The organism is Streptomyces sp. NPDC091371 (assembly GCF_040684275.1).
Lineage (GTDB): Bacteria > Actinomycetota > Actinomycetes > Streptomycetales > Streptomycetaceae > Streptomyces.
The window spans coordinates 1-10,424 of sequence record NZ_JBFBFP010000091.1 but is presented as its reverse complement, the minus strand read 5'-3'; the positions used below and the strand labels follow the sequence as shown (position 1 = coordinate 10,424).

General features: G+C 69.3%; 10 protein-coding genes and 3 pseudogenes. 7 read left to right on the top strand and 6 right to left on the bottom strand.

Going from position 1 to position 10,424, the window contains the following annotated elements:
- Window positions 1-165: 165 nt before the first annotated feature.
- Window positions 166-1,620: pseudogene (locus AB0O21_RS39915) on the bottom strand (NF041680 family putative transposase).
- A gap of 216 nt (window positions 1,621-1,836) precedes the next feature.
- Between AB0O21_RS39915 and AB0O21_RS39910 the strand changes: the two are divergent.
- From AB0O21_RS39910 to AB0O21_RS39895, 4 genes are all read left to right on the top strand, one after another.
- Window positions 1,837-2,625 (top strand): hypothetical protein, encoded by a 789-nt coding sequence (locus AB0O21_RS39910; RefSeq protein ID WP_365180760.1) that lies wholly within the window; start codon window positions 1,837-1,839, stop codon window positions 2,623-2,625.
- 540 nt (window positions 2,626-3,165) lie between these two features.
- Window positions 3,166-3,648 (top strand): EF-hand domain-containing protein, encoded by a 483-nt coding sequence (locus AB0O21_RS39905; protein ID WP_365180763.1) that lies wholly within the window; start codon window positions 3,166-3,168, stop codon window positions 3,646-3,648.
- A gap of 255 nt (window positions 3,649-3,903) precedes the next feature.
- Window positions 3,904-4,080, top strand: a complete 177-nt coding sequence (locus AB0O21_RS39900; RefSeq protein WP_365180757.1) for a hypothetical protein — start codon at window positions 3,904-3,906, stop codon at window positions 4,078-4,080.
- A 220-nt stretch (window positions 4,081-4,300) separates the two neighbouring features.
- Window positions 4,301-4,555 (top strand): hypothetical protein, encoded by a 255-nt coding sequence (locus AB0O21_RS39895; protein ID WP_365180754.1) that lies wholly within the window; start codon window positions 4,301-4,303, stop codon window positions 4,553-4,555.
- A 247-nt stretch (window positions 4,556-4,802) separates the two neighbouring features.
- Here AB0O21_RS39895 and AB0O21_RS39890 read toward each other — a convergent pair whose 3' ends face one another.
- The 5 genes and pseudogenes from AB0O21_RS39890 to AB0O21_RS39870 all read right to left on the bottom strand — a co-directional run bounded on the left by AB0O21_RS39890 (window position 4,803) and on the right by AB0O21_RS39870 (window position 8,987).
- On the bottom strand, window positions 4,803-5,270 hold the full coding sequence (locus AB0O21_RS39890; RefSeq protein WP_365180751.1) for a hypothetical protein: 468 nt from the start codon (window positions 5,268-5,270) through the stop codon (window positions 4,803-4,805).
- A gap of 706 nt (window positions 5,271-5,976) precedes the next feature.
- Window positions 5,977-6,630, bottom strand: coding sequence for a hypothetical protein (locus AB0O21_RS39885; RefSeq protein ID WP_365180748.1), 654 nt, complete (start codon window positions 6,628-6,630; stop codon window positions 5,977-5,979).
- A gap of 220 nt (window positions 6,631-6,850) precedes the next feature.
- Window positions 6,851-6,934: pseudogene (locus AB0O21_RS39880) on the bottom strand (N-acetyltransferase); the annotation flags it as partial.
- 569 nt (window positions 6,935-7,503) lie between these two features.
- The gene (locus AB0O21_RS39875) at window positions 7,504-8,727 is read right to left on the bottom strand and encodes a hypothetical protein (protein ID WP_365180745.1); all 1,224 of its coding nucleotides are present in this window, start codon (window positions 8,725-8,727) and stop codon (window positions 7,504-7,506) included.
- Between the two features lie 74 nt (window positions 8,728-8,801).
- A complete protein-coding gene (locus AB0O21_RS39870) occupies window positions 8,802-8,987 on the bottom strand; it encodes a hypothetical protein (RefSeq protein WP_365180742.1) in 186 nt (61 codons plus the stop codon).
- A 47-nt stretch (window positions 8,988-9,034) separates the two neighbouring features.
- Here AB0O21_RS39870 and AB0O21_RS39865 point away from each other — a divergent pair, with 47 nt between their 5' ends.
- The 3 genes and pseudogenes from AB0O21_RS39865 to AB0O21_RS39855 form a co-directional block, all read left to right on the top strand.
- Complete coding sequence (locus AB0O21_RS39865; RefSeq protein ID WP_365180739.1) at window positions 9,035-9,619, top strand: DinB family protein; 585 nt, start codon at window positions 9,035-9,037, stop codon at window positions 9,617-9,619.
- A 105-nt stretch (window positions 9,620-9,724) separates the two neighbouring features.
- Window positions 9,725-10,003: a transposase gene (locus AB0O21_RS39860; protein WP_365180736.1), complete on the top strand. Its 279-nt coding sequence runs from the start codon at window positions 9,725-9,727 to the stop codon at window positions 10,001-10,003.
- Window positions 10,004-10,236: 233 nt separating this feature from the next.
- Window positions 10,237-10,424 (top strand): annotated as a pseudogene (locus AB0O21_RS39855) (aminotransferase); the annotation flags it as partial.

Genomic DNA, 10,424 nt, shown 5'->3' with positions numbered 1-10,424 from the left:
AATGTTCTATGGGCGATGATCCGCGACGGAGCGTGCTACCAGATCCTACCGACCGTCACGACGACGGCTTGACATCGTCATTGGGAAGTTCTTTAACCTCCGGCTGTTCCGGAACAGTGGAGGTTGATATGCAGCGACGAGTGGTGGAACGCCTGGGCCTGCGGTCTATCCGATTCGTCGAGGTTTGGTGCCGACCTTGTGATGTGCGGGTCGGGCGTATGACTCGCCGGTGGCGAGGACGCGTCCGACGTCGTATCGGGTGGCGGGTCTCCGGTTCTTCGAGCCGCGCGGGCGGCCGGGGCCAGGTCGACTGGGTTTCGGTGCACGGACTGGGGTGCCTGTCTTCGCGCGGAGGTTCCTAAACCCTGGCGGACGCGGGCGGGTGTGAGCCTGTTCGGTTCGGCCGGTCCTTCCCACGGTCGGCGGAGATCCCGCGCGAGTGGGCGGGCGAGGCGGAGTTGTGCGTGGGCGGCCAGAACGAGCCAGGTCCATCGGTCGGCCGCGGCCCAGTCCCGGAGCTTGGGCCGGGTCCAGCCCAGCGTCTGCTGAGCAGACGGAAGGTGTGTTCCAGGTCGAACCGTCACAGGAAGGCCTGCCAGCACCGGTCGACGTCCCCGGGGAGGGCGCCGCTCCGCGACCACCACAGCCACACGGGCTTGTTCACCCCACCGCTGGGCAGCTTCGCGACCGGATCACCGTGCCCTCGATGATCGGCAACGGGCCCTCGTGATCTCCCCACGCTGCCCGACGAGTCAGCCGAGGGTGCAGCCAGTCCCCCGCCTGCGCGGTCGCGGTCCCGTACCGGTCAGTGTCGGTCACGGCCACCACGGTGACCTCGCCCCAGGTTTCGGGTTGGCCGAAGACGAACTCACCGCCGCGCTTGGGCGGAGGTCCACCCTGCGGCGGGCAGATCCACGGCACCGGGACCGGCTTGCGCATCACCCGGTCCGACCGGAGCCGGCCAGCACCTCGATGGGCAGGTCGGCCAAGAGGTGGGCAATGCGGGGTGCGCCATACCCAGCGTCCAGCACGACCAGGACATCCAGGTCTCCGTCCTGCCACTGGCCGGCCTCCACGAGACGTTCGATGACCTCACGGACTTGGCTGGCGGTGACCGCTGCCAAGTCCGCGCCAGGCTCCAGCCGGATCGCGTCCAGCAGCGCGGTCCACGAGGTCCGGCCCGTCTCCAGCGCAGCGACGATCGAGTACGGCCAACCGGGCACCATCTGATGCTTGCCCAGGCCACGGCCGAAGGTGTGACAGAACGAGCGGTCCGAGCATGTGTCGGCATCCGGCCGCAGCCACGGCGAGACGTCCACCGCCAGCACCAGGCGGCCGTCCCTGGCCCGGGGCAACGGCACACCGGCCATGGCCCGCCGCAGCCGGGCAACGTCGATCCGGCCCAGGTTCAGCCCGGAGTACAGCGCGCCGTGCCCGCGACGGTGCTCGGGCGCAAGGGACAGGTCCACGAGACTGCGGACCGCCCGTCGGTGCATAACCGCCGTCGCACAGCTCAAACAGCGCGTCGCTTCTGGAGACCAGGCACGCGTACAGCTCCGACCGGAACTCCGTCACGGTCGTGAACGCGTCTCGGTGGACCTCGCGCTCGACCAGTTCCATGATTCGGCCTCCATGCCCCGCCGACCTCTCCACGCAGGATCAAGCCGCGACCCCACGAGACACGCCGTGAACAGGGGAAACCCCCGAACAAGTTCGAGAACCGTTCGATGGCGGACCAACATGCCAAGCTGGGGTCTCACCCACCTCACCCCGTGGTTGACCATCGATGTGGGGGGTGCCGAATCGTGATCCACCAGGCTTTCGATCGCACGTACGATGCCGAGCGTGATCGTTGCTTACGTGGACACAACCTCCCAGAGCTTTGCCATCGGGCAGGTGACCGGCGTTCTCTCCATTTTCGGCGTCGCCATCGTGCTGCTCTGGCGCCTTACCCGGTCCTGGCGCGCGCCGTCGACCCCGGCGGGGGGCGACCCTGCCACCACCCTTCGCGAGGAACGGAGGCGCCGACTGATCATCATCGGTTTCACGGCGCTGATCGCGGTGGGCGCGGGGATGCAGGCTGTGGCGTCGTACAACCCGGAACCACGAGCCTCCGAAGCAGTGGCGACCGGGCCCGTTTCCGACGGTCGGCAGGCGGACACGTCGCGCACCGTCGTTCTGCCGGACAGCTTCGCGGAGTTCCGGCTGATGACCGGCGAGGCCGCGAAGCAAACCGAGGCAGCGGTGCTGGCGGGCCGCAAACTACCCCAGGGAATGCAGACCGGCTACTACGACAAGGACGGGGACGAGAACCTCGACTTGCTCGTCATGGTCCGCAGCGCCGAGTGGGACCCCAAGATCCGCGAGGAGAAAGCCACCAAGTCGATCTCCCAGGAGTTCCTCAACTACTTCACCGGCGCGAAAGCCCACGACGTGACCCGCTTCGACCCGGGCCAGTACGGCGGGGGTCTCGCCTGCGGCCTCTCCCCGGGACTCGACGGCGACCAGGCGGTGTGCGCCTGGAGCGACGCCACCACCTTCGGCGCGGTCCGAATCGTGGAGTCGACTACCCTCGCCGACGCCGCGCAGACCACCCTCACACTCCGCAACACCGCCACACACTGACGACACAGCCTGCGCTGACAGGGGTAGACCTGCACAGCCTCCTGCCACGTGGGCGGCCGTGGACAGGGTCCGAGCGGGCGAGGCGCCCAACGGCGGGCCGGCAGCCTGTTGGCTGCCGTACGTTCAGCCGGTGCCACCGGAGCGCACCACAGCAGTCCAGGACCTGAGGGTTCTGGACTGCGTCCGTCTCACTGCGCGGACCAGTACGTTGACAACCGTGGCTCGCATCCGGATCCAGCGCCCATGCCCCTCGAAGGCCCCTGATTTGGGGTTCGGCTAGAGCGGCGCCCGGAGGGAAAGTGGATCCCGGCCCGGCACGCGCTCGACACCGGACCATAAAACACAAGCTATGAACCTGTTCCTGATCTCTGGGCTGGGCTGCTTGCCACTGGCCGGTCCCCCCGAGGCTGCTACGAAGCCAGGTCCTTCGGAGCGAAATAGGTGGACGGTGATCGCTCACGGTGAAACCTGGGCACGTTTCCGTGATCTTCAGAGGATCGTGGACCGCGACCGCCGTGCCATTCCGATCCGGCGGCACCCCTGAGGAGGCACAAGTGGGCACGGAACCGATGTCGGAGCAACTGCTCGCGGAGCTCAGGGAGGCGTTTCTCCACCTTCGACAAGAACGGCACCGGCAGCATCTCGGCGGCCGACCTGATGGCCGTGATGCAGTCTCGGGGAATGGCCCCTACCGAGTCCGAGGTCCGCGACATGGTCTCCGAGTTCGACCAGAACGCCAACGGCGTGATCGAGTTCCCGGAGTTTCTTGCCGTGATGGCGAGGCGGCTGGCGGACGCGAACTCCGATGATGATGAACGCGAAGCCTTCCGTGTCTTCGACAAGGACCGCGACGGCCTCATCGACGCTGACGAACTGCACCGTGTCATGACGAACATCGGGGAACCGCTGACCAAGCAAGAGGCCGAGGAGATGCTCAAGGACGCCGACGGCGACGGCGACGGCGACGGCGACGGCAAGATCAACTATGAGGAGTTCGGGAAAATGATCTCCCACAACGCGTGAGAGGCTCGGGCCGGCACCCGTGGGCATAGCCCCGCCAGCGGGGGACCCGCAACAGGGCCTTCCGGCGTGCCTTCGCAGCCGTCAACGAGCCCTGGTTCAAGTTCACCCGGGGTGACCTTGACGGCCACGGCCCTACCCGCGTCCCCGGAACGCGGGGGGTAGGAGGCGGGCAGGGCGTTCACGCACGGCCCGTCACATGCCCGCGACGCCACCCTCGGGTGACATCGCCCCAAGCCCACCCCAGACACTGTCAACGTGACCATTCGCCGCACGCTGGACACCGGCCCCCGCACAACCGCCCACACCCCCGAACCCCAGCGCACACGGCTCGCAGCCGAAGGCACCCAGACACCACCCCTGGCCCAGACCGCAGCAGAGCAGCCGCGCACACCGGGCCGGCGCACCCTCGGCCCCGGCACCACCAACAACTGATCCATCGCCGAACACAACTGACCTGATCGAGCCTTAAGCGCCGGTACCTGGTCCGAATGGACAACTCCGACGCTCGGAAGCCGTGGAGACGCGGGGCGGCCTACCGGTGGGCGCGTGCCCCCGCCGGGGGCGCGGGAATGGCCCCGTCTCCTGCCCGGACCCCTGCCCGGCGCACTCCGACACGGGGCCGCTCCACGGGAGACCAAGTTTCCATCGAGGGGTGAGGCCGCCGTCCCGTTTCCCCGGTGACCTGCTCACCCTCGAAAGGGCGTGGCAGCAGCCCTACACGAATCTCGCACAGGCCCCGGCCACATCCGGTACGACCCTGCTGCGACGCCGGCTGATCGCCCTGTCCGGGCGCCTGTACACCCATCCCCACTGGGCCGCGCCCGCCGGATGGCGGACCGGCGGCGTCGAGCTGCGCCGCACCGCCCGCAACCACACTCCGGCCACGACCGGGCGGCAGGCAGCATGAGCGAGCAGACCACCGCCAAGCCCCGCCCGCAGGCCGTACCGCTCACCTGGGCACCGAGCCAGACCGGACCGTGTGCCCGGTGGTTGGTTGACTGCACCAACTCGGGAACCGGGTCAGGGTCCGACACATCCAAATCGTGCAGCAGAACCACAGGTCGTGCGGTCGTGACGCTACTCAGGCGATCCTGAGGGCTGTCCGTACGACGGGTACGGGAGGATCGTTTCGCCGTGTTCGAACGTCTAGTGGATCACTTGTAGTAGGTGTCGAACGAGGCGATCCAGAGCGCCGACAAAGGTAGGACGGACAGCTGGACGACCGTGGTGGTCCAGCATCGCGTGAGGACCGCGGCAGAGGCGCTCCACCAGGCCGTCGTGCGCAGCAGATCCACCGCGCCTGCCTGGTAGCCCTGTCCGCTGGGATCCATCATGCCGGGGTATCCCATCCACTCCTCGGTGAAGATGCCGTCCGCGCCAAGCACTATGACCGCCGACAACAGCCACAGGTCGGCGAGCAATGCCGCAATGGCGAGTGCCCTGTCGAAGTGCATGTACGCGGGGGCGGGGAGCAGCAGGCGAACGAGCGGATGCCCCTCGTCCCGTGCCCACCGCTGCCTGCGGCTTCGCCACAGCACTGAGGCGGCGTACCCAAGCCCGGCGAGAGTCGCGGCCCAGCCGACCAGGAAGAAGAGCCCAAAGAACAAGATCACGAAACCCATGCCCCACCAGATGCACCGCCCACCGGAGCGGTTCCATCCGCCATGACCGGTGCTCCGGCCACGTCCACGACGAGCAACCCGAACGTGCGGGAGCGGCGGGGAGGCCTGAACGCATGTGTCCGGGGTCGAGCGCCCGAGCCGGTCCGCCCTCGTAGCCGGCGTCGGGACACGCGCGGCCGATCGAACTCGTCCGCCTGACGCCGTTCCGAACCCACCCCTCGTTGAGCTGACCTGCCCCGGGGTTGGTGCAGAGAAGCCACGCCCAGACCTGCCGCTACGGCCATGGCGGGAACCCCTCTCGGGGTGGATTAGCTGTGGTGTGACGTGGGGTGAGGTGGGTTCGTTGAGCTCCTGGGACTCGTTCTCGGGGGGTGTGGCTCTGCGGCGGGTTGTTGCACGACTCGATGCAGGAGTTGCTGATGCGGGCGTTTCCCGTGGTGATGCCGTCCGGGCAGACGCGCGGCAGTCGGCACGTCGCTGTTCCAGCGGCTGATCGCTGCCACAGCCGCGCGCCGCAGGGATGAATCCTCAAGCAGGAGGGCGCCAACGTAGCCGTCCAGTGCCGCCGCCCCGAAGCCGGCGAACGCCCGCAATAGTCGACCCGGCGGCTCAACGCGCCCGGGTCGCGGCAGGCTGCCCCGCACCACCTGCCGCCGGTTGCCTCGACGGGCGCTCCCGGCCGGGGAGCGCCACGGGCAGCCCGGGGTTAGCCGCCACCCGAGCCGACCGAGGCCGAACCGCCGGAGGTCCAGCGGGAGTTTGGCTGCGGCGGCCGATCGCGGGTGCTGCGCTCGGTGCGCAGCACCACCACGACCCCAGCCGGGCCGAGCAGAGCCTTCAACTCGCCGGCGAGCCGCTGCGGGTCGCCGCCGAACGGGAGCGCGAGCCGCTCCCGGGCGCCCCGTAGGACGAGTTCCAGCGCGAGCGTGGAGACGGCCGGCTTGTAGTCCCCCTGGTACGGCTCCACCACCTTGTGCGTCAGCCGCACCTCGCGCAGGGTCTTGACGGGCAGCCAGACGTCCGGCCCGGCGGCCCGGACCAACCGCAGGGACGCGGGCACCCTGGCCGGCGCGAACTCCACCCGCAGGATGTCCCGGGCCCGGGAAAAGGCCAGCGCCGGCCAGCCGATCAGGTACTCCAGCCCGGCGATCACCCCCACCACCACGAACACGGTCGACGCCCGCGCCCCGGCCAGGGCCATCCAGAAGGCGACGATCAGGGTCGGCACGCCCAGGGCGAGCGGAATGAACAGTGCCGGCCCCGCCGAGGTCAGCGCGTTCCACACCGGCCCGGTCGGGCCGGTGCGCAGGACCAGATCCGTCGAGTCGGGGCCTTGTCTCAGCAAGGGATCGGTGGCCATGCCTCCAGCGTAGGACCGGTCCGCAAGAGCGCCTTGACCATATCCGGCCGATGGGGCACGACTTCTGACGGCCCGTAGCCCTCAGCCGGCGGGCGCGGCGGGCTCCCAGGGCTCGAACCACGGTCGGGCCACTGCTCGGCGGCGGCCATCAGCGGGGTAGAGGGTGGCGCCGTCCAGGCTCTCGCGGATGATGTCGGCGTGGCCGCCGTGGCGTGCGGTTTCACACCACCAGGGTGCTGCGCCGCTCCAGCAGCACGACGTCGCGCCACAGGCCGTGGTGGCGGCCGATGCGTTCGCGGGTGCCCGGCCGCCCTCACCATCGGCGCCGCGGCAGCCACCGGCGGCTGATCGAGCCGACGGCTCCTCGAAGCGGTGGGGCCGCGACCGGGACGGGAACGGCAACCACCCGGTCCGCGTCCCCCGTGACACGCCACAAAGCCTCAGCGAGGGCCGTGTCCGTATCCAGCGCGGGCGTGGTGTCGGAGGTCGTGCCGCTGAGCACCTCGCGGAGGGCAGGCACAAGCGCCGCTGCCCGGGGACCAAGCGCAGCAGCCATCGTGGCGGCCTCCCTGAGCTGGTTGGCGCCACGTCGGAGGTCCTGTTCGAGACAGTGCAGCAGGGGCGCGATATCGCCGTCGAGGTCGTGCAGGGCCTTTGCCGCGGGGAGGACTCCCTGCTCGGCCGTCACCGCCCGCAACGAGGTGGCGGCCCGGGCGCGGTCCGCCGGGGCGCAATCGGCGGGGACGGAAGCAATGGCTCGGGCGGCCTGCCCTGGAAAGTGCGGGAGCGCCGCGCACAGCTCGGGCAACGCCGGCGCTGCCTCGGCGCCCCACCCCGCCGGCAGGTTCGTCAGCTGCCAGGGTTCGTTGCCGTTCAGGACCTCGGGCTGGGCAAGGCGGTGGCGGCCGCGTCAAGGAGTTCCCCGTTGTACGGGAAGGCGGAGTTCTCCGCGATGCGGAACCCGGCGGCGGCGTCGAGGGCCCGCGGGCGCCGCCCGAGGCCGGCGGCCAGGAGCGGCGCCGACTGTGCGGGCGCGACGAGTACGAGCGCGGCCAAGGCCCGGTCCGCATGGTCGTCGTCGTGGTCCAAGTTCCGTCGGGCGAGGGGGGCGAGGATGTCCGCGGCTGGTTCGGCGATGCTGCCCAGTCGGCCCAGGAGGGACGACATGGCAATCACCGACTCCTCGTCGACGGCCGCCGCTCGCAGGTTCCACACCAGTCGCCGCGGGGCACTACGGGAGAGCATGCAGGCGCGGTCGGCCGCCCAGAAGCCTTCGGCCCGTACCTCGGCCCGATCGTCGTGCAGGGCTGCGTCGATCAGTGCGAACGCCGCCTTGCGCTCCTTGCGGCGGCCCCGGCCCAGGAGTGCCTCGATGACGGCGGCCAGCGGCTCGCCGCGTTCGAGGTCGAGATCAGAGCGCAGAGGGTCGGCCGGCAGAAGGGACGGCATCGTCGTGTGCATTGGTTCGGTCCACGGAGCGCCGGCGTCGAGGGAGGTGAAGACGGCGGCCATGCGCACCTCGGCCGGCTGGGACGGGTCCAGGACGGCGGCGGCCGCCGCCGCTGCGCCCTGCGGGTCGAGCCGGGCGATCCCGGCCAGGACCTCCGCGCGTGTAGCGGTTTCGGGTTCCTGGTCCCAGCGGGCGCGGAGCGCAGGGAGCGCGATCTCGGTCGCGCGGGTGTGGGAGACCACCCAGGCTGCGGTCCGGCGGACCTCCGGCTTCGGAGAGGCCAACAGGGGCAGCAGCAACGGGAGCTGGTCGGCGACGGCCGCCCGGACCGCGCCCGGTACCACGCCGTGCTCGTCCTCGCTCTCGGCCATGCCGCCAAGCAACGCCAGGACGTCTACCGTGCGGTGGCCGGCCGCCGCGATTTCGGCGAGGAACGGCACCGCCTCCGCGCTGGCGGCGTAGACCGTCCCCTGGTGCAGGACGCTCCCGTACAGCTCGGACAAGGCCTCCTCCGCCGCGTCCACGTCGGTGCCGGTCAGATCCCGCAGCAGATGGGGAACGTTCTCCGCACTTAATGGTGCAGTCGGGTATCGGAACTCTCCGAATGGCTCGAACAGCACGATGCCACCCTTGTCGAGTCCGAACATGGTTCTTCAGGCTGCCCGCAGTCTCCAGCGAACTACGGTGATGGGGATCCGTGGAACGGGAAGTGCTCGCTGCCTCACGTGAACTGTCTCTCAACTGAATGGGGAGCGAGCGGGGACGAGCTGGTGTCCTCGTCGTCGGGGTACATGCTCATCTGCTTGAGTTGGAGGTTGTCTCGCGTGGCAAGTTTCGCGAGCTTCTTGTGGCAGGTCAGGGCGGCGGCCATAGCCAGGCCTCGGCTCTGCCGGTCGTTGCGGACCACGTACGGGATCTTGAGACCACGAGCAGCCCATGGCAGGCTCATGTCGCATGATCGATGAATTCGCGAAAGCCAACCTGCACGGGAGACTGCGGCGGGACCGCGAGGCGCTGCTCTGGAAACTCGACGGCTTGTCCGAATACGACGCCCGCCGGCCTTTGACAGCGACCGGGACCAACCTCCTCGGCCTGGTCAAACACGTGGCCACTGTCGAGGCCAGGTACTTCGGCGAGGTCTTCGACCGCCCTTCCCCGGAACCGCTGCCCCGGTGGCAGGACGCCGACGGCAGCGATCTGTGGGCGACCGAGGACGAGACCCGCGATCAGATCATCGGGTTCTATAAGCGCACGTGGGAACACTCGGACGCGACGATCGATGAGCTTCCCCTCGACGCCCCCGGCCACGTGCCGTGGTGGCCGAAGCCTCATACCCACACGAACCTGTTCGCCGTCATGGTCCATGTCCTCGGCGAGTCCATCCGGCATGCCGGGCACGCCGATATCCTGCGCGAGGGCCTCGACGGCCGGACCGGGTTGCGCGCCGAACACGAGAAGCAGATCGACGAGGAAGCCCGTGCAGCCCACTGCGCGAAGATCGAGCAGGCCGCCCGATCGGCCGCACCGATCAAGGCTTAGAAGTTGTCTCACGTGACGTGATGTTCGTGCGGCATGCTGCCGGTCGTGGGTGCTGATCTGTAGAAACGTCTGGTCCCTGATGAACCCTGAGAGCTGGCCGCCCCGTTGCTGCCGTCGTTCCCTGGTCGTCAAGGTGGTGGGACCGCTCCGTGTACCGAGCGGGCCGCCTTCACGGCAGTGGTGTACGCGCTGACCAGCGGCTGTGCCTGGCGGCATCTGCCGCCGACGTCCGGCACGTCGCCCGCTACCGCGCATCGCCGCTTCACGGTATGGACCGAGGCCGGCCTGTGGCGTCGGCTGCACCGGGCGGTACTGGACGAACTCGGGGCCCGGGGCGAGGTGGACTGGACCTCGGCGATCGTCGTCGCCGAGCCGGCGGTGTGAGGGTCGAGAGTGAGCGCGGGAACCTCTTCGCAGAGGCTTCCCGGGTGGGGACGGCTCGCGAGGTTTACAGAGGGCCTCGCCGACGGGGGTTGCGCGAGGCCCCGCCCGGAACGGTACAGCCCGAAGCGGGGCAGCGGACCGCAGAATCCGCTAATTGCAGAAGTGTGCAATTTCATAGATGCTGTGGGTGCTGCGCCCGTGGGTAGCCGTGGGCAGAGCCGTAAGCTCCCAGCATGCAGGTGATCCAGTCAACGAAACTTGCCAATGTCTGCTACGAGATCCGCGGACCCGTCCTCGAAGAGGCGATGCGGCTCGAAGCAGCAGGCCATCGCATCCTCAAGCTCAACACCGGCAACCCCGCGGCCTTCGGCTTCGAGTGCCCGCCGGAGATCCTTGAGGACATGCTCCGCAACCTGGGCAG